The sequence below is a fragment of the Kineococcus sp. R86509 genome (genome assembly GCF_042466365.1).
Classification (GTDB): domain Bacteria; phylum Actinomycetota; class Actinomycetes; order Actinomycetales; family Kineococcaceae; genus Kineococcus.
Map to the genome: position 1 here is coordinate 3,161,879 of NZ_JAXHCE010000001.1, position 21,143 is coordinate 3,183,021.

Below are 21,143 nucleotides of genomic sequence, written 5' to 3' on the forward strand. Positions count from 1 at the left end.
GACGAGGTGACCGGGCCGCACCTCAGCGGGCGGTCACCGAGACGTCGATCGGTCCGCCCGTGAGGGGGACCGAGTCGCTGTACTCGTCCCAGGTGTAGGCGACGCCGATCAGGTAGGTCTTGCCCTTGGTGAGCCGCACGGGGGTGTCGCAGTCCCAGGGATCGCCGTTCGTGACGAGCCGGGTGCTGCCGTCGGGGCGCAGTTCGAGGATCCCCGCGCGCAGACCCACCCCGGCGTCGGTGTTGCCCGCGGTCCAGTTCGTCGACGGGGACACGGAGACGACGGGCGCCGGACCGGTCTTCGCCGGGCGGTACCGGTACCAGACCGTGCCGGCCTTGACGGGGTTGATCGCCGAGAGCAGGCAGTGCTCGTAGTCGATGAGGTCGGGACCGTCCGCGTCGGCCAGGGAGGTGTCCACGCGGGACGTGAACGGCAGGGCCGGGACGGGCTGGGCGTCGATCACCTCGTCGTTGGCCGGTGGCGCGGAGGCCGCCGGGACGATGGTCGTGACGAGGTCGAACGGGCTGTAGGGCGAGTAGCCGTAGGGCACGGTGGTGAAGCCCACCACGTCCACGGGGCGGCTGGCCCGGGGCAGCGTCTGTCCCGTGCAGGCCAGCACCTCACCGCTCCAGTGGTCGACGACGGCCGAACCGGTGGGGAACTGGTCGATCCCGCGCGGGTACCAGACCCCGTCGACGACGACCCGCAGCGAACCGGTCGGCTGCTTGCCGAGGGTGTACCACTGCGGCGCGGAGATCGGGTTCCCGCCGTTGCAGGCCGCGCTCACGGCGGCGTTCCCCCGGACCGTCCCCCGACCGCCGTCCCCGTTGCCGTACTCGTCGCCGTGACCGGTGAAGGGCAGGGACCGCACCGTCTTCAGGGTGGGCCGGGCGCCGGCGTCCAGGGCGTTCGCGGAGCCGGCGAGCGCGGTCGTCGAGCCCGCGACGAGCGCGAGGGTGGCGAGGCCGTAGGCCGTGCGTCGTAGCACGGCGGCGGTGGCGGTGGCCCGTCCTCGGGCGGCGCCCGCGCGTCCGAGCGTCCGTACCGTCCCCGCGAGCACCGCCCGCCCGGAGCGCCGCTTCTGTCCGTGCGTCATCGTTGTGACCATCTGTTCTCCCTGGACGACGCTCAGTAGTATCCAGGGTAGAAACTACGCTGATCGGGTGAAGCTCGCGCTGGTTCGTTCAGATTTCCGGTGCACCTGCCGACGGAGTCAGAGCGGCTGGATCCCGAAGGCGTCGGCCAGTTCCTGGATGCGCCGGGCGCGGCCGAGGCGCGGGAGGTCGGACCCGTCGCGGACCACCCCGCCGCTCTTCTCGAAGTTCTCGATGAAGTCGCGGGCCCAGGTGGCGTCGGAGACGTTGGGGCTCATGACCTCGTTGATGACGTTGGACTGCTCGGCGTCGAGGCAGAGCTTGCCCATCATCCCCATCGCGACCCCGACCGAGGAGGCCTCGCGCAGCTCGGGGTGGCCGCCGCCCGTGGTCGGGCCGTCGATCGGCCCGGGGAGCTTGCCGATCGCGCTGGCGATGACGAGGCGGCTGCGGGGGTAGGCCATCGCGAGGTCCTCGGCGCTGGCGCCGGTGTCGCGGCGGTAGTCCCCGGAGCCGAAGGCGAGGCGGAAGGTGCCCCGGGCGCAGGCGATCTCGCGGGCCTCCTCGATGCCGAGGGCGGACTCGCACAGCGCGACGACGGGGGTCTGACCGCCGAGGGCGTGGTAGGTCGCCTCGACCTGCTCACCGGCCTCGGTCTTGGCCAGCATCACGCCCAGCAGGTTGGGGACACCCTTGAGGGCGTCGACGTCGTCGCGCCAGTGCGGCGTCGTCACGTCGTTGATCCGGACGAAGGCCTCTCCGCCGTCGGTCAGCCAGCGGACGGCGTCGTCCCGGGCGGAGTCCTTGTGGCTCGGGTCGACGGCGTCCTCGAGGTCGAGCACGACCTGGTCGGCCCGGGAGGCGGCGGCCACGTCGAACAGCTCGGTCCGGGTGGCGTTGACGAGCAACCACGTGCGCGCGTAGCGGGGCTCGACGATGTGCACCTTGCGTTCAGCGGTCATGGGCACCGACGGTAGCGCCGACGCGCCGCCGGGTCCGTCCCCATGCCCGTTCGAGTGGCCAGTCTCACGCCCAGGCGGCGAGGAGGTGGCTCGTGAGGGTGTCGAGGTCGGGGCCGCGGCCGGTGGTGAGGACGGAGTAGACGAGCGGACCGACCAGTTCGGCGACGTGGAGGTCGTCGGTGAGGCGGTCCCGTCCCAGGTGCGTGCCGACCCGCTCCAGGCAGGCCCGGGCGCTCGGGGACAGGATGTCGGCGCGAGCGACGAGGTCGCGGACCCTCGTGTCGTGCTGCGTCTCCCCGAGCAGGACGCGGTAGCAGGTGCCGGCGTGGGAGTGCAGCAGGAACGCCTCCAGCAGGCGCAGGTACCCGTGCACCTCGCGGTGGGCGTCGGGTTGCGGGGCCGTCGCCAGTTCCTCGCGGGCGTCGTCCACGCAGGCCTCGAGGAGGATCTCGGCCGTCGTCGACCACCACCGGTACACCGTCTGGCGTCCGACCCCCGCCCGTTGCGCGATCCCCTTCATCGTCACCCCGGCGTAGCCGACCTCGACGAGGAGGTCGTCGACGGCGCGCAGGACGGCGTGGCGGGCGGACTCGCTGCGGGGGCGGCCGACGGGTCCGGTGGTCATCCCCCGACCATACCGGTACACCGTGTCTCGGAACGGTGGTAGTTTGCCGAGGCACTGACCCGCCGTCGAGAGGAGGGCCCGCCCGTGTGCGCCGGCTGCGGAACCCCCACCCACGTCCCGGAACCCGTCGCCGCCGGGCCCGCGCCCGTCCGGCGGTTCGCCGCCCTGCGCCACCGCGACTGCGGCCCCTACCTCGTCGGCGGGATGCTGTCGATGATGGCCGACAACGTCGAGCACGTCATCACCTACTGGGTGCTCTGGCAGCAGTTCCACTCCCCGGCGCTGACGGGTTTCCAGGTCATCAGCCACTGGACGCCGTTCCTGCTGCTCTCGGTGTGGTTCGGTGGACTGGCCGACCGCTACGACTGCCGGCGGGTGATCCAGGTGGCCCAGCTGCTGTTCATGGCCGTCTCGATCTCCTGGGGCGTCCTGTTCGTGACCGACCACCTCAGCATCCCCGCCGCCTGCGTCCTGCTGGTGCTGCACGGAACGGCGGGCTCGCTCTGGCGACCGGCGGAGCAGATGATGCTGCAGGACTTCGTCGGGCGTGACGAACTCCCCAGCGCCGTGCGGATGAACTCGACGTTCCAGGGGCTCGGCGTGCTGCTGGGCCCGGTCGCCGGGTCGGCGCTGCTCGTCGGGTTCGGACCCGAGACGGGGATCTTCGTCAACGCCCTGATCTACCTGCCGCTCACGGTCTTCCTGCTGCGCACGAGGTTCACCGGTCACACCCGTTCGGGGATCGTCGCCCGCGAACGCATCGGCGCGCTCGGTGCCCTGCGCTCGGCCCGGCAGGTGGTGCGCGACCCGGAGATCGCCGGCGCGATCGCCGTCGCCGGTCTCACCTCGCTGTTCATCGGCTCCGCGCTGCAGACGGTCATGCCCGAGTTCGCCGAGCAGTTCGGGACGGGAACCGCCGACACCGCCTACGGGGTGCTGCTGTTCGCCAACGGCCTCGGTGGGGTCGTGGGCGGGATCGTCCTGGAGGCCACCGGCTGGGTCCGCCCGAACCTCGCGGCGGCCGTCGTCTCGACGTTCCTGTTCGGTGCCGCCGTCGCGGCGTTCGCGGTCAGCGGGAGCCTCCCGCTCGCCGTGGGGGTCCTGGTCGTCGGCGGCCTGGCCAACATCGTGTCGGTCTCGGTGACGCAGACGATCGTCCAGCTCAAGGCCGATCCGGCGGTGCGGGGCCGGACCATCGGCGTCTACTCGATGGCGTCGGGTGGGTTGCGGGTCGGGGGCGGTTTCACCGTCGGACTGCTCGGCGCGGTCGTCGGCGTGCACACCTCGGTGTTCGCCGGCGGGGCGGCGCTCGCCCTCGGGGCGGTGGCCGCCGGTCTCCTGGTGGCGCGGAGCCGGCGGCCGGTGGTCAACGCCGGCTGAGGACGCGGCGGCGGGCGGCGACGAGGTCGGTGACGGCCTGCTCCTGCGAGGTGGTGCGCAGTTCGCCGTCCTCGACGACGATCCGACCCTCCACGGTCGACAACGCCAACGGCGGGGTCGGGCCGATGACCAGCGCGACGACGGGGTCGTCGAGGTCGGCGTGACCGAGGCCGCGCAGGTCCCAGAGAGCGAGGTCGGCGCGCTTGCCGACCTCGAGGGAACCGATCTCCTCCTGCCGTCCGAGGCAGGTGGCACCCCCGATCGTGGCGGCGCGCAACGCGTCCCGGGCGCTCATGGTGTCGGGACCGCCGCGCAGGCGGGCGGTGTAGACCATCTGGCGCAACTCGTCGGCGAGGCTGCCCTGCTCGCTGGACGCGGCGCCGTCGACGCCCAGGCCGACGGTCACCCCGGCGGCGAGGAGGTCGCGGATGCGGGCCGTCCCCGCGCCGAGGCGGGCGTTGGAACTCGGGCAGTGCGCCACCGAACTCCCCGTCCGGGCCAGCGTCGCGATGTCGGAGTCGGAGAGGTGGACGCAGTGCGCGAGCCAGACGTCCGGCCCGAGCCACCCGAGGTCCTCGAGGACCTCGACCGGGCGGGCGCCGAAGGTGCGGGCGCAGAACTCCTCCTCGTCGTCGGTCTCGGCGAGGTGCGTGTGCCGGCGGATGCCGAGTTCCGCCGCCTGCGCGGCCGTCTGCCGCAACAGGTCCGGGGTGACCGAGAACGGCGAGCACGGAGCCGCCCCGATGCGGACCATCGATCCCGCCGAGGTGTCGTGGTGGCGCGCCACCGCGTCGGCCGTCGCGGTCAGCACGGTGTCGATCGTCTCGACGACGGAGTCGGGTGGCAGACCGCCGGCGGAGTTCCCCAGGTCCATCGACCCGCGGGTGGGGGAGAAGCGCAGCCCCACCGTGCGGGCGGCCTCGATGCTCGCGGCGAGCTGGTCGCCGCCGTCGTGGGGGTGCAGGTAGTGGTGGTCCATCGACGTGGTGCAGCCGGTGAGGGCCAACCGTGCGAGGCCGGCGCGCGCCGCGGCCTCGACGTCGGTCGCGTCCAGGCGCGCCCAGATCGGGTAGAGCGTCGTGAGCCAGTCGAAGAGTCCGCTGTCGACGGCGAAACCCCGCGTCGCCCACTGGTAGAGGTGGTGGTGGGTGTTGACGAGGCCCGGGGTCACGAGGTGGCCCCGGGCGTCCACGACGCGGTCGGCGGTCGTCCCGGCCGGCGGCTCACCCGCGCCGATCTCGGCGATCACCCCGTCGCGGACGAGGACGTACCCCTGGGGGTGTTCGGTCCCGGCGGCGTCCACCGTCACGACGGCGGCCCCGGTGATGAGCAGGCTCGGCATGGTGGCGATCCTGCCCCACCGGGGCCGTGTCGTCTCAGCCCCACCGGGGCCGTGTCGTCTCAGCCCTGTCAGGGCTGCGGCGTGGAGGGAGGTCAGCGGCGACGCGGCGCGCGGTTCTCCGAACCGATCAGCCAGGCCTGCTTCTCCAGGCCGAGGATGAAACCGTGCAGCAGGTCGGCGGTCGAGGGGTCCTCGGCGTCGATCGGGTCGTGGACGCGGCGGATGGTGTCGATGGTGCGTCGCGTCATCGCGACGATCGCCTCGACGGCGGCGGAGGTGGAGATCTCGTCGGCGCCGAAGTCGCCGATGCTGGTGGTGCTCGCGACGGTGCCCGGGCGGGCGTCGGGGATGCCGCCGACGGCGCGCATGCGCTCGGCCGCGTCGTCCGCGTAGGTGCGGGCGGCGTCGATCAGCTCGTCGAGCTGCAGGTGCAGGTCGCGGAAGTTCGCGCCGACGATGTTCCAGTGGGCCTGCTTGCCCTGCAGGTGCAGTGCGGTGAGGTCGACGAGGACCTCCTGCAGACCGCTGTTCAGACGCGAGCTGGCGTTGAAGCCCGCGACCTTCTCCTGGGTGAGGCCGGCGGTCTTGACGTCGTCGACGGTGGTCACGGTGTCCTCCTGGGTTTCGGTGGGGTCAGCGGGTTGGGCGGGTCAGCGTGTCGCGGTGGGGGCGCAGTTCACGCACAACCCCGACCAGGTGATGTCGGCGTGCTCGACCACCGCGAAGTCCGGGGTCGACGCCGGGGTCAGGCAGGCGGCCCGCCCGGTCGCGCAGGCGACGTCGGAGACGGCACCGCACTCGCGGCAGACGATGTGGTGGTGGTTGTCGTCCACCTCCGTCTCGTAGCGCGGGGCGGACCCGACGGGCTGGATGCTGCGGAGGACGCCCGTGCGGGTCAGGTCCTCCAGCACGTTGTGGAGGCTCTGGCGGGACATGCCGGCTCCCGCCTCCCCGAGCAGTTCCGCCACACCCGCGGCGGTCTGGTGCGGGTGGTCCTCCAGGACCTGCAGGACGGTGCGGCGGGGTGCGGTGCTGCGCAGTCCTGCGGTGCGCAGCAGCTCCTCGGTCGCGGTGTCGTCCAGCGGGCTCATGACGACGAACATATCTCTTCTTTTGCTTTTGTCAAAATAAGGTGAGCCTACGCATGGCAAGGGAAGGCTGTCTTCCGTGACGACGGGGACGCAGGACGGCCCCGGAACGCGGGTGCGTTCCGGGGCCGTCCTGCGTCAGGTCAGCGCGTCAGTTCTGCGCGCCCAAGTGTTCGCGCGCCGGTTCGGCGGCCTCCTCGGGAGCACCCGCGTGGCGACCTCGCGGAGCCGAGGCCTCCTCGCCGAGGGCGGCCTCGATCGAGGACTCGTCGAGTCCGAGTTCGCGGAGGTTCTCCACGGCGGTGTCGAACGCGGCCTCGCGGCGTCCCGCCTCGAGGGCGAGTTCCGCCATGGCGAGCTGCGCGGCCTTCGCCTGCTGCACACCGCTGCGGATGCGTTCGGCCAGTTCTCCCGGTGCCATCCCGTCCACGGCAGCGACCGTACCGGCGGAGGAGGGAGAGCCGCCAGTGGACGGCGCCTTCCCCTGCGCGGTGAGGGCCATCGCCTCGGTGGGGGCGCCGGCGGCCTCGACGGGGGCCGCGGCGGCACCCTCCGGGCCGGGACCGGCCGGAGCCGCACCGGGTGCGCCCCGCAGCGGGAGCGCCGGCAGGAACAGGACGGTGATGAAGCCGAGCAGCATGACGCACGCCGCGACGAGGTAGATGAGGCTCGTCGAGTCGGTGAAACCGACCTTGAACGGGTGGGTCACCGCGTCGGGCAGCGTCGAGAGGATCGACGTGTTGTCCGTCGCCTTGGCCAGCGTCGCCTGCAGCCCGGGCTGGTCGAGGTTCGCCTGCGCGAGCCCGGCCTGGAAGGCCGGCGTCGGGCCGGCCTTGGCGTACTCGTCGGCGATGTGGCCGCCGAGCGAGGAGAACAGGATCGACAGGAACACCGCGGTGCCGAGGGTCCCGCCCATCTGGCGGAAGAACGTCACGGAACTCGTGGCGACACCGATCTCGGTGCGGGCGGCGGCGTTCTGCACGGCCAGGATGATCGGCTGCATGTTGCCGCCGAGGCCCCAGCCCATGAGGAGCATGCAGATCATGGTCTGCCAGATCGGGGTGTCCGCGTTGACGCGGGAGAACCCGAACAGCGCGATGACCATGAGGCCCGTGCCGATCACCGGCAGGAACTTGTACTTCCCGGTCCGGGCGATGACCTTCCCGGAGATCATGCTGGCCGACATGATGCCCAGGACGATCGGCAGCATCTGCAGACCGCCCTCCGTCGGGGTGGAACCCTTGACGACCTGCAGGTACTGCGGCAGGACGGCGAAACCACCGAACATGCCCATGCCGAGGATCAGGCTGCTGAGGCTGCCGACGAAGAACGTGCGACCGCGGAACATGCGCAGCGGGAGCAGTGCCTCCTCGCCGTAGGCGCGTTCGGCGAGGATGAACCCGATGAGGCCGACGAGGCCGACGGCGTAGCAGATGATCGACCCGGCGCTGAACCAGCCCCAGGTGCGGCCCTGTTCGGCCACGAGCAGCAGCGGCACGAGGCACATGACGAGGGTGAGCGCACCCGGCCAGTCGATGCGGTGCTTGGTGGAACGCTTGGGCAGCTTGAGGTTCTTGAGGACCACGAACAGGGCCAGGGCGCCCAGGGGCACGTTGATCCAGAAGATCCAGCGCCATCCGGTGAGGCCGAGGATCGACGACTGGCCGGAGAGGAAACCGCCGGCGATGGGGCCCAGCACGCTCGAGGTGCCGAAGACCATCATGAAGTAGGCCTGGTAGCGCGCACGCTCACGGGCCGGGACGATGTCGGCGATGATCGTCAGCGCGAGCGACATCAGACCGCCGGCGCCGAGACCCTGCAGGGCGCGGAACCCGGCGAGCTCGTACATCGAGGTCGAGATGCCGCAGAGCGCGGAACCCACGACGAAGATGACGATGGCGGCGATGAAGAACGGCCGCCGTCCGTACATGTCCGACAACTTGCCGTAGAGCGGCGTGGAGATCGTCGACGTGATGAGGAACGCCGTCGTGGCCCAGGCCTGCAGCGAGAACCCGTCGAGGTCGTCGGCGATGGTGCGGATCGCGGTCGAGACGATCGTCTGGTCGAGCGCACCGAGGAACATGCCCAGCAGCAGCCCGTAGAGGATCGCCAGGATCTGCCGGTGCGTGAGCACGGGCATCTCCGGAGCCGAGGGGGAGTGCGCCGGTGACGAACCGGCGGTCGTGTTGCTCATGCGTTCTCCTGGGCGGCGGGGGTGGAGGTGGGGCGGAGGCATTCGGGGTGGGCCCCTTCGAGGCCGTCCACGAACCGGGCGAGCAGGCTGGTGAACACCGTGAGCTCGTGGGCGTCGAAACCGTCGACGGCCGCCGCGAGCTGTTCGTGGCGGCGCTGCTGCATGGTGGCGACGACGTCGTGGCCGGCGTCGGTGACCGCGAGCAGGCTGGCGCGACGGTCGTCGGGGTCGGGGAGCTTGCGGAGCAGGTCGCGCTTGACCAGCTCGCCGGTCTGGCGGCTCGTCGTGGACGGGTCCGTGCCGAGGCGTTCGGCGAGGGCGCTGACCCGCAGGGGTCCGGCGTCGGCGAGCACGAAGAGGACGACGTGCATCGCACGTTCCACCTCCGACTGCCCGCGCGCCATCCGGGCCTTGAGGGAGTGCAGGGCACGCACCTGGCGGCTGACCTCGCCGGAGAGCGCGGCGAGCTGCTGCTCGTGCGTGGGCACCGGCGTCGCAGGGGTCGGCTGCGCCGCGGTGCGGGGAGGCTCGGTGGTCGTGGTCACCGCCGTGCGCTCCGGGTGGGAGAGGTCATGCGTGGGCTCCAGGGAGGTGGGCTGACGTTGCCGGTGCGTCCCGCCGCTCACTGGGTGTAACGGTGAGTGCGGGCGGGACGAAGTACCACCCGGGAGATGACCGCCCAGACGGTGTCTGTGAGGTCATCGGACGCGGTGGTCGGATCCTTGACTGCTACATGCAACTACAAACAAGTTACCAGCCGCAAGCACGTATCGGGGGGTACAGCGTGGTGATGGATCAACAGGCCCGGTCCGGGTCCTCGCACGGGCTCCTGCATGCGCCGACGCGACGGACTACGCCGTTCGAGCGACGCTGCGCTACGGTGCTTGGTAACCCTACGTACCGGGAGAGTCACGGAGTGTCGTTTACGGACTGGTCGCACGAGACGACGCTGGCACCCGTCCCGATGTCCTCGCGCGCGGCCCGGCACTTCGTCGCCGACTGGTGCATCGCCGAGGGGATCTTCGGGGACGTCGTCGACACCCTGCTGCTGCTGACCGCGGAACTCGTCACCAACGCCGTCCTGCACGGCCGCAGCGAGGTCGTCCTGCGCGTCGGGCACGCCGGATCGCACGTCCGCGTCGGCGTCGGCGACGAGAACACCCGCCTCCCGCAGCGCCGCGACGTCGACCCCGAAGCCCTCAACGGCCGCGGCATGGCCCTGGTCGAAGCGCTCGCCGACGCCCACGGCGTCGACGTCGAGATCTACGGCAAGACCGTCTGGTTCGACGTCGCGACCGCCGTCGCCCCCGTCCGCGCCAGCGCCTGACCCTCCGGGTCCCCTGGCGGTCCACCTGTCGGCCGGTGTGACCGAGGACGCCCCGGACGGGGCGGGCGATCCCCAGGGTGACGACCTACCCTGGCCACGTGGCCGCACCTACCCGCCCGGCCCGCAGCGCAACCCCGATCACCGGCGCCCTGCTGACCTCGGCAGCCGTCCTCCTCGCCGCGCTCGCGGTCCTGCTCACCGCTCTCGCCCTCGGCGGCGGACTCGCCGTCCCCGCTCTCGGTGACCCGGGAGCCCTCGTCCGCTACGGGCTGCCGATCGCGCGCACCGTCCACGACCTGTCCGCGGCGCTCGCCGTCGGCGGGTTCGCGGTGGCGACGTTCCTGCTCCCGCAACCCAGCGACGCCTTCACCCGCGCCGTGCGGATCGGCGGGGTCGCCGCCGGGGTGTGGGCCGTGGCCGCGCTCCTCGTCCTGGTCCTCACGGCCATGGACATCATCGGCGCGGCCCCCGGAGGATCGGACTTCGGCGCGCAGTTCGCGCAGTTCGCCCAGTCGATCGACCTCGGACGCGCCCTGCTGGTCACGACCGTCCTCGCCGCCGTCGCCGCGACGATCGGAGCCGCCGCGACCGGGCCCACCGGTGCCGCCTGGGGGACGGCGGTGAGCGTGATCGCCCTCCTCCCGCTCTCCCTGTCCGGGCACGCGTCGGGGTCGTCCTCGCACGAGACCGCCGTCAGCTCACTGGCCATGCACCTCATCGGCGTGACCCTCTGGGTGGGGGGACTGGGGGCCGTGCTCCTCGTCGCCCCCCTGACCGGTCGTTCCGCCGGGCCCGCCAAGGGGCGCCGTGCCGTCGACCTGACCACCCTCGCCACCCGGTACTCCACCGTCGCCCTGTGGTGCTTCGCGGCCGTCGCCCTGTCCGGGGTCCTCAACGCCTCCGTCCGCCTCGGCGGCTGGTCCGGACTGGACTCGGCCTACGGCGCGCTCGTCGTCGGCAAGGTCGTCGCCCTCGTCGGGCTCGGCGCGTTCGGGGTCTCGCACCGCCGCCGCACGATCCCGCTGCTCGCCGAGCGGCCCCGGGCCTTCCTCCGCATCGCCGCCGGCGAACTCGTCCTGATGGGCGCCGCGACGGGCCTCGGCGTCGCGCTGAGCCGCAGCCCCACCCCCGTCCCGGACAGCGACCCCAGCTCCTCGGCCGCCGCGACGCTGCTGGGTGAGCCCGTCCCGCCGGCCTTCACCATCGTGCGCTGGTTCACCCGGACCAGCCCCGACCTGCTGTGGCTGACCATCGGCGGTCTGCTGCTGGTCGGCTACCTCGTCGGGGTCCGGCGGCTGCATCGGCGCGGCGACGGCTGGCCCGTGGGCCGGACGATCTGGTGGGTCGTCGGCTGCCTCGCGCTGCTCTTCGTGACCAGTGGGGGTCCGGCCGCCTACGGCCGGATCAGCTTCAGCACGCACATGATGCAGCACATGCTGCTGACGATGGCGATACCGCCGATGCTCGTCCTCGGAGCCCCCGTCACGCTCGCGATGCGGGTGCTGCCCGCCCGCCGCGACCACTCCCGCGGCGCACGCGAGTGGCTGCTCGTGGTCGTCCACTCGCGCTACTTCGCGATCCTGGGGCACCCGCTGGTGGCGGCCGTGCTCTTCGCCGGATCGATCATCGTCTTCTACTTCTCGCCGCTCTTCGAGCTCGCGCTGCGCACCCACGTCGGGCACGAGCTGATGATGGTCCACTTCCTGAGCACGGGGTACCTCTTCGCCTCCGTGCTCATCGGCGTGGACCCCGGCCCGCAGCGGCCCGCCTACCCACTGCGGCTCATCCTGCTGCTGGCGACCATGGCCTTCCACGCCTTCTTCGGCGTCTCGCTGATGGTGGGCACGACGCTGCTCGCACCGGACTGGTTCGCCGCCATCACCCCGACCGCGAACCTGCTCGCCAAGCAGCAGGAGGGCGGCGACATCGCCTGGGGCATCGGCGAGTTCCCGACCCTGCTGCTGGTGCTCGGGGTGGCCATCGGCTGGTCCCGCTCGGACACCCGCGAGAACCGCCGCAGCGACCGCAAGGCCGCCCGCGACGGCGACGCCGAGCTCAACGACTACAACGCGATGCTGCAGCGCCTCGCCGACCGCAAGGAACCCCACTCCTGAGGGACCCCGCCGTGACGGGAGTCACGACGGGTGCCCGATGATGGAACCTCGACGTCGTCGCCAGGAAAGGACCAGCGCAGCCATGGCTGAGCCCATCGACAGTCCCGCGCGTCGTGAGCCGATCGACTTCACCGTCGAGGCGCTCGGACCGCGCACCGTCGACTCCCCGCTCGCCCCCCGCCTCCAGGCCCGGCGTACGACGCACCACTACATCGAGGAGACCGACCGCGTCCTCTTCGACGACACCCTCTCCAAGGTGTCCCGTCGCGACGGGGACCTCGAGGACCTGCCCAGCCTCGAACCCACCGGGCCGCGGAAGAAGATCTTCTTCGACCCCTCCAAGACCCGCGTCGGGATCGTCACCTGCGGCGGGCTGTGCCCCGGCATCAACAACGTCATCCGCGGCCTGGTCTCCGAGCTCACCACGCACTACGGCGTCCGCCGGATCCACGGGTTCAAGAACGGCTACCAGGGCTTCATCCCGCGCTACGGCCACGACGTCGTCGACCTGACGCCCGAGTCGGTGGGCAACATCGACGGTGAGGGCGGCACGATCCTCGGGACCTCCCGCGGCCAGCAGGACGCCGTCGAGGTCGTGGACTGCCTCGAGCGCATGGGCATCTCGATCCTCTTCGTCATCGGCGGCGACGGCACCATGCGCGGCGCGCAGAAGATCTCCGCCGAGATCAAGGAACGCGACCTCAAGATCGCGATCGTCGGCATCCCGAAGACGATCGACAACGACATCCCCTTCATCGACCAGAGCTTCGGCTTCCAGTCGGCCTTCAGCGAGGCCACCCGGTCGATCCGCTCGGCGAAGGTCGAGGCGCGGACGGCGCCCAACGGCGTCAGCATCGTCAAGCTCATGGGGCGCCACTCGGGCTTCATCGCCTGCTACGCCGCGCTCGCCCAGAACGACGCCGACTTCGTGCTGATCCCCGAGGTGCCGTTCAGCCTCGAGGGCCCCGGCGGGTTCCTCGAGAAGCTCCGCGAGAAGGTCGCGACCCAGGGCCACGCCCTCGTCGTCGCTGCGGAAGGTGCCGGGCAGGAACTCTTCGACGACGACGGACTCAAGGACGCGTCCGGGAACAAGAAGCTCCAGGACGTCGGCCGGCTGCTGCGCCAGGCCATCACCGACGACTTCGCCAAGCACGACCTCGAGCTCAACATGCGCTACATCGACCCGAGCTACGTCATCCGCAGCGTGCCGGCGAACCCCTACGACAGCGTCTACTGCATCCGGCTCGCCCACGCCGCGGTCCACGCCGCGATGGCCGGGCGGACGAACATGGTGGTCGGCCGGTGGCGCCGGCGTTTCGTGCACATCCCGATCGCCCTCGCCGTCTCGGCCCGCAACCAGGTCGACCCGCACGGCGACCTGTGGTGGTCGGTGCTGGAGGCGACGGGTCAGCCGTGGTCCTTCGGCGAGTTCGCCGCCGAGCACGTCAGCGCCTTCGGCGGCCAGTGACCGCACCCCGGTCCCCGGCGGGGTCGGGGTGTCCTACTTCGCCTCCGACCACCGCCCGACGATCGAGACGTCGGCGACGAAGCGCACCCCGCTGCCCGCCGACCAGCGGGCGGCGGTCTGGTCCAGGGCGGCGGTCAGGAGTTCTGCGGCCTGCCGCGCCTCGGCCTCCGGGACGTGCAGCAGCAGTTCGTCGTGCAGGCACAGCACGATCCGTCCCCCGGTGCCGGTCAACCCGGCCCGGACCGTCGCCGCCCACGCCTTGAACAGTTCCGCGGCGGCACCCTGGACGACGGCGTTGCGGGCGAACCGCCCCCGGGCGGCGATCGCGGCCCCCGCGTCGCCGCCGTCGGCGATCTCGTACATCCGCACCCGCCGCCCGCCGTAGGTCCGGACGTCCTGCCCCTGACGACCGGCCTCCTCCGCCGCGCGCAGGTAGCCCAGCGCGCTCGGGTACGCGCGGTCCATCCGCTTCAGGGCCTCGCCCGCGGCGCCGGAGGTCTGCCCGTACATCGCAGCCAGCACGGCGACCTTGGCCGTGGGGCGGTCCACGGCGAGCGCGGCGGCGACGGGGGCGTAGAGGTCGTCGGCCTGCGTCGCGGCGACGAAGCCCGGGTCGTGCGAGACGGCCGCGAGGACCCGAGGTTCCACCTGCCCGAGGTCCGCTCGGACGAGGACGTGTCCCCGCTCGGCCGCGACGGCGGGGCGGAGTTCCGCCGGCAGGTTGTGCAGACCGGCCTGTGCCGTCATCCGCCCGGCCGCCGCGTCGGCCGAGGACCACTCGCCCCGCAACCGGCCGTCCGCACCGACGTGCTCGTCCAGCCAGCGGTAGCCGTACGTCGTCGCCAGCCGCTCCCCCTTGCGCCACAGCAGGAGAGCCGCGATCCCCGGGTGCGCGTCGCGCAGCCGTTCCAGGCGCCAGGCCCGGGTGTCGGTGACGTCGAACCCCAGACCGCGCAGCCCCGACAGCACCTGGGCGGGGTTGCGCAGGTCGATCTCCCCGAGGTGTTCGCGGACCGGTGCGTCGCGCAGGGCGCGCAACCGCAGCTCGTCACCGGGGGAGGAGGGGCGCGGGCCCACGGCGTCGCTGACGATCGCCTCGGCGGTGCTCCGGTCCACCGGCAATCCGGTCCGTGACAGTTCCACGGCGAGCACGGCCGCCGCCGACTCCGCGAACGCGGTCTGGACCGCCAGGGGTGGCCCGCCGGGGGTGACCCGCCCGTCGGGCAGGGTGGCGAGGACCCGGGACTGCGCTACCGCGACGGCCAGCGCCAGTTCGGCCCAGCGCGCGGCCCGCTCCAGCCGCAGCGGCAGGTCGACGTCGAAGGCCGACCCCTCGGCCCAGGTGGGTGACACCTGGCCGTCCTCGCGGACGGGCTCGTCGTCGGCCCCCGCCCCGTCGAGGTCGAGGAGGCCGGTGCCGTGGGCGGCGAGGGGCCGCCGCGAGGGTGGTGGGGGAGCGGGACGGTCGTGCGCGCCCGCCCAGACGGCGCCGGCGTCCTCGCGCGCGCCGCCGAACGCCAGCCGGTGCACCGCGGCGAGGTCGTGACACCGGGCCAGGTGCACCGGAGCGACGCGGCCGAGCGCGGTGGACGCCGACCACCACGTCCAGCGGGGCGCGAACTCCGCCTCCAGCGCGCGTAGCAGGTCGGCGGGTTCGGTGGTGGCCACGGCCCAGCGGTGGCCACCCGCGGCCAGCCCGAGACCGCCGGGCACGACGACGAGTCCCAGCTCCGGCACCCGGCCCAGAGCGCGAAGGTCAGCCGTCACGTCCACCCGGACAGTCTGTCCGTCACCTCCGACACCGCCGGAGGGGGCGGGGGTCAGGCCTTCGGCGCCGCCAGCTCCAGCGCGATCCCGTCGGGGTCGCGGAACTCCAGGAGGAACATCGACCCGATGTCCTTCACCGCACCGTGCGGCGCGCCGAGGGAGTCGAGCACCTCGACCGCCGCGTCGAGGTCGGCGCGGGAGGCCACCGACAGTGACAGGTGGTCCAGTCCGACCCGGTCCGGGGAGAACCCGTCGCTCCCGGGTGCGACGGGACGCAACCCGAAGAGCCCGCTCGGGGAGTCGTAGATGATCCCGCCGAAGAGGAACCAGAGCTGTTCGCGGGTCGCCTCGTCGGCGTCCGCGGGCATCTCCACCGCGACGTCCCAGCCGAAGAGGGTGTCGTAGAAGTGCCGCGACGCGGCGAGGTCGCGGACGGTGAGGCGGAGGTGGCTGATGCCGGTGGTGGTGATGGTCACGCGCGTACTGTCGCACCGTCGGAGCCGCCCGGCAGTTCGGACCGGCGGGGGAGTAGGACTGTCGTCGTGCCCCGTGCCACCGATCCCGTCACCGGACCTGCCACCGGACCCTTCGCCGACCTCGACTCCTTCCTCGCCCTGCCCCGCCTCAGCGGGCTGGCCCTGTCGCCGGACGGCTCGCGGCTGGTGACGACGGTCGCCACGCTCGACCGCGAACGCACCCGGTGGCGCGGGGCGCTCTGGGAGGTCGATCCCACGGGAGGACGACCGGCCCACCGGTTGACCCGGGGTTCCGCCGCGGAGGGGGCACCGGCGTTCGTCGCCGACGGCACGTTGCTGTTCACCTCCGCACGTCCGGACCCGGACGCCGAGTCGAAGGACGACGCCCCGGCGGCGTTGTGGGCCCTGCCGGTCAGCGGGGAGGCACGAGCCGTCGGGTCGCGACCGGGAGGCGTCGCGACCCCGCTCACCGCCCGCCGGGGGGACCGCGTGGTGGTCACGTCGTCGACGCTGCCGGGGTCCGACGACGCGACCGAGGGTCCGACGTCGGACGCCGCCCGGCGCACGGCCCGCAAGGACGCCGGCGTCAACGCCATCCTGCACGCGGGCTACCCCGTGCGGTACTGGGACAGCGACCTCGGACCGGACGAACCGCGCTACCTCACGGCCGACGTCCCGTCTGAGTCTGCTGCGGGAGAACGGGATGCGTGTCGTTGGCGGGACCTCACACCGACGCCGGGACGCCGCTACGACGAGGCTTCGGCCGCGCTGACCCCCGACGGCCGGGAACTCCTCACCACCGAGACGGTGTTCAGCGGGCACGGGGCGCAGTACGCCCGCGTCGTGGCGATCACCACCGACGACGGTTCCGTCCGCGTCGTCGCCGAGGACCCCGAACGGGAGTTCGGAGCGCTGTCGGTGTCCCCGGACGGTCGCTGGGTCGCCGCGGTCGCGGAGTCGGTCTCCACGCCGACGCTGCCGCCCCGCCTGCGGCTGGTCGTCGTGCCCGTCGACGGTTCGGCCCCGGCCCGCGACGTCGTCGTCGACTGGGACGTGTGGGGTGCCGCGCCGCAGTGGGGGCCGGGTTCCGACGAACTCTTCCTCGCCGTCGACGACCACGGCGCCGCACCGGTGTTCCGGGTGGCGCTCGCCGACGGGTCCCGGACCCGGCTGAGCGGTGACGCGGGCGCCTACGGGTCGTTGCAGGTCTCCCCCGACGGCGCGCACGTCTTCGCGGTGCGCTCCGCCGTCGACGCCCCGCCCGCGGTCGTGCGCCTCGACGCGCGGGTGGCCGGTCAGGAACCGGTCGTCCTCCGCGGGCCGACCACGGCGCCGGACCTGCCCGGATCGCTCACCGAGGTCACCGCGACCGCGCTCGACGGCAGCCCGCTGCGGGCGTGGCTCGCGCTCCCGGCCGGGGCGGGCGACGCCGCACCGGCACCGCTGCTGCTGTGGATCCACGGCGGTCCGCTCGGGTCGTGGAACGCGTGGTCGTGGCGGTGGAACCCGTGGTTGGCCGTCGCCCGCGGCTACGCGGTCCTGCTGCCCGACCCCGGGTTGTCGACGGGCTACGGCGCGGAGTTCCTGGCCCGCGGGTGGGGCGGCTGGGGCGATCAGCCCTACACCGACCTGATGGCGGTGACGGACGCGGCGCTGGAGCGTCCCGACCTCGACGCCGCCCGGACGGCCGCGATGGGCGGGTCCTTCGGCGGCTACATGGCGAACTGGATCGCCGGTCACACCGACCGGTTCCGCGCGATCGTCACCCACGCCAGCCTGTTCGCGCTCGACCAGTTCGGCCCGACCACGGACGCGGCCTGGTACTGGTCGCGGGAGATGACGCAGCAGATGCAGGCGGCCAACGACCCCGCCGCGCACGCCGCGAAGATCGTGACGCCGATGCTCGTCATCCACGGCGACAAGGACTACCGCGTCCCCATCGGCGAGGGGCTGCGGTTGTGGTGGACGCTGAACCAGCAGTGGAGCGGCGACCCGGCCGACCTGCCGCACCGGTTCCTCTACTTCCCCGACGAGAACCACTGGGTGCTCACCCCGGGCCACACGGCGCTCTGGTACGAGACGGTGTTCGCGTTCCTCGCGACCCACGTGCACGGGGTGCCGTTCCGGACGCCGGAGCTGCTGCGGTGACTCGACGCCGTCCTGGCCCCGTCCTCCACCACCCGCGATCGTGCCGGGTGTCCCGGATGCGGGGCCGGGGCGCGCGACCTACCGTTCCGGGGCCAGCTCTCGTGAACTCCCCGCAGGAGGACCAGTGCCCGTCTCCGCCAGTGGAACCATCGACCTCGGCGGCAAGACCGTCCACCGACTCGGCTACGGCGCCATGCGTATCACCGGCCCCGGTGTCTGGGGTCCGCCGAAGGACCACGACGAAGCCGTCCGTGTCCTGCGCCGGGCCGTCGAACTCGGCGTCACCTTCATCGACACCGCCGACTCCTACGGCCCCTACTACTCAGAGGACCTCATCAAGGAGGCCCTCCACGACGGTTCGGGGTACGGCGACGTCGTCATCGCCACCAAGGGCGGTCTGACCCGTTCCGGCCCCGACGTCTGGCCGCCGCTGGGTCGCCCCGAGTACCTGCGCCAGTGCCTCCTCATGTCACTGCGCCGCCTCGGTGTCGAGCGGATCGACCTGTGGCAGTTGCACCGCATCGACGCGAAGGTGCCGGCGGAGGAGCAGTTCGGCGAGATCAAGGCCTTCGTCGACGAGGGCCTCGCGCTGCAGGTCGGGTTGTCCGAGGTCGGCGTGGACGAGGTGAAGGCCGCGCAGGCCGCCGGGTTGTCGATCGCCTCGGTCCAGAACCGCTACAACCTGGGCGACCGTCGTGCCGAGGACCTGCTCGAGTTCTGCGAGGCGCAGGGGATCGCCTTCATCCCGTGGGCCCCGGTCGACGCCGGAACCCTCGCCCGACCGGGCGGACCGCTCGACGAGATCGCGAAGCAGCACCGCGAGGCGTCCACCTCGCAGCTCGCCCTCGCCTGGTTGCTGCGGCGCTCGCCCGTCATCGTCCCGATCCCCGGGACCTCGACCGTCGCCCACCTCGAGGAGAACCTCGCCGCGGCCGACGTCGAACTCACCGACGAGGAGTTCGAGACCCTCGCCACCGCCGGCCGCTGACCCCCGACCCTGATCCCGCTGGGTTCTCCAGCGGGATCACGGGTGGTCAGACGTCGAGGAGGCCGGCGTCGTGGGCGACGATCGCGACCTGCACCCGGTTGTGGGCCTCGAGCTTCGTCAGCAGGCGCGACACGTGCGTCTTCACGGTCGCCTCGCTCATGAACAGTTCCTTGCCGACCTCGGCGTTCGACATCCCCTGACCGACGCAGGCGAGGACCTCGCGTTCGCGTTCGGTCAGCAGGGTCAGCCGTTCGGTCGCCTCGCGACGACGGGGGTTCACGGCGTCCGCGGCGTAGTGCCCGACGAGGCGGCGGGTCACGGTGGGGGAGAGCATCGCCTCGCCGGCGGCGACGATCCGCACCGCGGCGACGAGTTCGCGCGGCGGGGTGTCCTTCAGCAGGAAACCCGTCGCCCCGGCCTGCAGGGCCTGGAACACGTACTCGTCGAGGTCGAACGTCGTGAGCATCACGACGCTCGGGGCCTGCGGGCGTTCGGTGATGGCCTTCGCCGCGGTCAGCCCGTCCATCACGGGCATCCGCACGTCCATCAGCACGACGTCCGGGCGGTGCGCCGCGACCCCCTCGACGGCCTGGGCCCCGTTCTCGGCCTCGCCCACGACCTCGATGTCGGTGGCGCTGGAGAGGATCATCCGCAGCCCCGCCCGCACCAGGGCGTCGTCGTCGACCAGCAGCACCCGGGTGGGCCTGCCGTCCTGCTGCGACCCGTCGGGTCCGCTCACCGGGTTCTCCTCATCACTGTCGGCACTCTCGGCCTTCACGATTCCTCGGCCCGACCGGTCCCGGCCGGGGTTCGGACGATCCTCGCATCCGGCGGCGTCCAGGCCGCGGATCCCTGCCGCCGGGGACGGCCGTCCGCGGCGGCCCACGGCAACCGGGCCCGCACCGCGAAACCGCCCCCGGGCTCCGGACCGGAGGTGATCGTCCCGTCCGCCAGCCCCACCCGCTCCGAGAGCCCGACGAGACCGGAACCGGCCCCGGGCAGGCCCGTCGCCTGACCGCTGGGCCGCGCGTTGACCACCGACACCAGCATCTCGCGGCCGACCTCACCGGAGATCGTCACCACGGTCTGCGCCGACGGCGCGTGCTTGTGGACGTTCGTCAGCCCCTCCTGCACGACCCGGTACACGGTGCGCCCGAGTTCGGCCGGGACGTCGGCGTGCACGGGGACGTCGGTGCGGAACTCCGCCGCCACCCCCGCCTCGCGGGTCGACTCGACGAGCCGGCGGACGTCGACCAGCGTCGGTTGCGGGGCGAGTTCGGCGGCGGACGTCGCGGCCGACGACGTCCCGGGAGCCCGCAGGACACCCAAGACCCGGCGCAGGTCCTCCAGGGCCGAGCGCGCCGTCTCGCGGATCGTCGCGGCCGTCGACTCGACCTGGTCCGGCCCGACGTCGGGACGCACCTCCAACCCGCCCGCGTGCAGCGCCACCAGCGAGATCCGGTGCGCCAGGACGTCGTGCATCTCCCGCGCGATCCGGGTGCGTTCGGCCAACCGGGCCTGCTCGGCCCGCAACACCTGTTCGTGCTCGGCCCGTTCGGCGCGTTCGCGCAGCGACCGGACGAGATCACGACGGGCGCCCACGAACGCCCCGACGAACGTGCCCAGGGACACCCCGATGAGCGACCAGGTGATCGCGAGCGTCCAGCCGTCGGCGGAGGTCCGCAGGCTCGAGGACGTCACCGCCACCCCGGCCACGACCGCCGCCAGCACGAGCAACCGGTCCCGGCGCCGGACCGCCAGGGTCAGGAGCGCGAGGAAGAGCGCACCGTCGAAGGCGAACAGGAACGCCACGGCGAAGGTCACGATGCACAGCAGGACCGGGTGGCTGCGCCGCCACCACAGCGCCAGGCACGTCGCCACGACGACGACGGCCATGCCCACCTGGACCGGGGTGACCGAGCCCCACGGGATCCCGTGCGAGACGAACGCGGGCGGGCCGCCGGCCTGGCTGCGCTCCGGGCCGACGACGACGGCGTGGAACCAGGCGAACGCGAAGAACAACGAGACGAGGATGGCCAGCACGTCCCGCACCCGCGGCGCGAAGCGCCAGCGGGTGACCCACGGGTCGACGGGAGTGACGAGGGCGCTCACCGGGTCAGCCTAGGGACGTGGCCCGGTGTCCGACGTCCGTCGATCGTCCCTGATCGCC

General features: G+C 72.6%; 18 protein-coding genes. 6 read left to right on the plus strand and 12 right to left on the minus strand.

Going from position 1 to position 21,143, the window contains the following annotated elements:
* Window positions 1-22: 22 nt before the first annotated feature.
* The 3 genes from SJY07_RS15410 to SJY07_RS15420 form a co-directional block, all read right to left on the minus strand.
* A complete protein-coding gene (locus SJY07_RS15410) occupies window positions 23-1,096 on the minus strand; it encodes a hypothetical protein (protein WP_380160298.1) in 1,074 nt (357 codons plus the stop codon).
* A 117-nt stretch (window positions 1,097-1,213) separates the two neighbouring features.
* Window positions 1,214-2,056 carry a CoA ester lyase gene (locus SJY07_RS15415; protein ID WP_328293358.1) on the minus strand — a complete coding sequence of 281 codons (843 nt, stop codon included), beginning with the start codon at window positions 2,054-2,056 and terminating at the stop codon, window positions 1,214-1,216.
* A gap of 64 nt (window positions 2,057-2,120) precedes the next feature.
* Window positions 2,121-2,681: a TetR/AcrR family transcriptional regulator gene (locus tag SJY07_RS15420; protein ID WP_380160301.1), complete on the minus strand. Its 561-nt coding sequence runs from the start codon at window positions 2,679-2,681 to the stop codon at window positions 2,121-2,123.
* Window positions 2,682-2,765: 84 nt separating this feature from the next.
* Here SJY07_RS15420 and SJY07_RS15425 point away from each other — a divergent pair, with 84 nt between their 5' ends.
* Window positions 2,766-4,061, plus strand: a complete 1,296-nt coding sequence (locus SJY07_RS15425; protein WP_328293356.1) for an MFS transporter — start codon at window positions 2,766-2,768, stop codon at window positions 4,059-4,061.
* Here the strand turns inward: SJY07_RS15425 and SJY07_RS15430 are convergent.
* The 5 genes from SJY07_RS15430 to SJY07_RS15450 form a co-directional block, all read right to left on the minus strand.
* Window positions 4,048-5,403, minus strand: coding sequence for an 8-oxoguanine deaminase (locus SJY07_RS15430; RefSeq protein WP_380160303.1), 1,356 nt, complete (start codon window positions 5,401-5,403; stop codon window positions 4,048-4,050). The genes SJY07_RS15425 and SJY07_RS15430 overlap by 14 nt on opposite strands.
* 92 nt (window positions 5,404-5,495) lie before the next feature.
* A complete protein-coding gene (locus SJY07_RS15435) occupies window positions 5,496-6,011 on the minus strand; it encodes a DNA starvation/stationary phase protection protein (RefSeq protein WP_328293354.1) in 516 nt (171 codons plus the stop codon).
* Between the two features lie 42 nt (window positions 6,012-6,053).
* Entirely contained in the window at window positions 6,054-6,494 is a 441-nt protein-coding gene (locus SJY07_RS15440) for a Fur family transcriptional regulator (protein WP_328293353.1), read from the minus strand.
* 148 nt (window positions 6,495-6,642) lie between these two features.
* Complete coding sequence (locus SJY07_RS15445) at window positions 6,643-8,685, minus strand: MDR family MFS transporter (protein WP_380160306.1); 2,043 nt, start codon at window positions 8,683-8,685, stop codon at window positions 6,643-6,645.
* The gene (locus SJY07_RS15450; RefSeq protein WP_380160308.1) at window positions 8,682-9,230 is read right to left on the minus strand and encodes a MarR family winged helix-turn-helix transcriptional regulator; all 549 of its coding nucleotides are present in this window, start codon (window positions 9,228-9,230) and stop codon (window positions 8,682-8,684) included. The genes SJY07_RS15445 and SJY07_RS15450 overlap by 4 nt, the downstream gene beginning before the upstream one ends.
* A 371-nt stretch (window positions 9,231-9,601) precedes the next feature.
* Here SJY07_RS15450 and SJY07_RS15455 point away from each other — a divergent pair, with 371 nt between their 5' ends.
* From SJY07_RS15455 to SJY07_RS15465, 3 genes are all read left to right on the plus strand, one after another.
* A complete protein-coding gene (locus SJY07_RS15455; RefSeq protein ID WP_380160310.1) occupies window positions 9,602-10,012 on the plus strand; it encodes an ATP-binding protein in 411 nt (136 codons plus the stop codon).
* 98 nt (window positions 10,013-10,110) lie between these two features.
* Window positions 10,111-12,126: a cytochrome c oxidase assembly protein gene (locus SJY07_RS15460; protein WP_380160312.1), complete on the plus strand. Its 2,016-nt coding sequence runs from the start codon at window positions 10,111-10,113 to the stop codon at window positions 12,124-12,126.
* An 82-nt stretch (window positions 12,127-12,208) separates the two neighbouring features.
* Window positions 12,209-13,594, plus strand: a complete 1,386-nt coding sequence (locus SJY07_RS15465) for an ATP-dependent 6-phosphofructokinase (protein ID WP_328293348.1) — start codon at window positions 12,209-12,211, stop codon at window positions 13,592-13,594.
* A 33-nt stretch (window positions 13,595-13,627) separates the two neighbouring features.
* Here SJY07_RS15465 and SJY07_RS15470 read toward each other — a convergent pair whose 3' ends face one another.
* Together SJY07_RS15470 and SJY07_RS15475 are read right to left on the minus strand one after the other, a co-directional pair.
* A complete protein-coding gene (locus SJY07_RS15470) occupies window positions 13,628-15,367 on the minus strand; it encodes a DNA polymerase (RefSeq protein WP_380160314.1) in 1,740 nt (579 codons plus the stop codon).
* A 47-nt stretch (window positions 15,368-15,414) separates the two neighbouring features.
* A complete protein-coding gene (locus SJY07_RS15475; RefSeq protein ID WP_328293342.1) occupies window positions 15,415-15,837 on the minus strand; it encodes a VOC family protein in 423 nt (140 codons plus the stop codon).
* 66 nt (window positions 15,838-15,903) lie between these two features.
* Here SJY07_RS15475 and SJY07_RS15480 point away from each other — a divergent pair, with 66 nt between their 5' ends.
* Together SJY07_RS15480 and SJY07_RS15485 are read left to right on the plus strand one after the other, a co-directional pair.
* On the plus strand, window positions 15,904-17,985 hold the full coding sequence (locus SJY07_RS15480; RefSeq protein ID WP_380160317.1) for a prolyl oligopeptidase family serine peptidase: 2,082 nt from the start codon (window positions 15,904-15,906) through the stop codon (window positions 17,983-17,985).
* 124 nt (window positions 17,986-18,109) lie between these two features.
* Entirely contained in the window at window positions 18,110-18,973 is an 864-nt protein-coding gene (locus tag SJY07_RS15485) for an aldo/keto reductase (protein ID WP_380160319.1), read from the plus strand.
* Between the two features lie 46 nt (window positions 18,974-19,019).
* Here the strand turns inward: SJY07_RS15485 and SJY07_RS15490 are convergent, their stop codons facing one another.
* The gene (locus SJY07_RS15490) at window positions 19,020-19,712 is read right to left on the minus strand and encodes a response regulator transcription factor (RefSeq protein ID WP_328293339.1); all 693 of its coding nucleotides are present in this window, start codon (window positions 19,710-19,712) and stop codon (window positions 19,020-19,022) included.
* 35 nt (window positions 19,713-19,747) lie between these two features.
* Complete coding sequence (locus SJY07_RS15495; protein WP_380160321.1) at window positions 19,748-21,085, minus strand: sensor histidine kinase; 1,338 nt, start codon at window positions 21,083-21,085, stop codon at window positions 19,748-19,750.
* Window positions 21,086-21,143 lie beyond the last annotated feature (58 nt).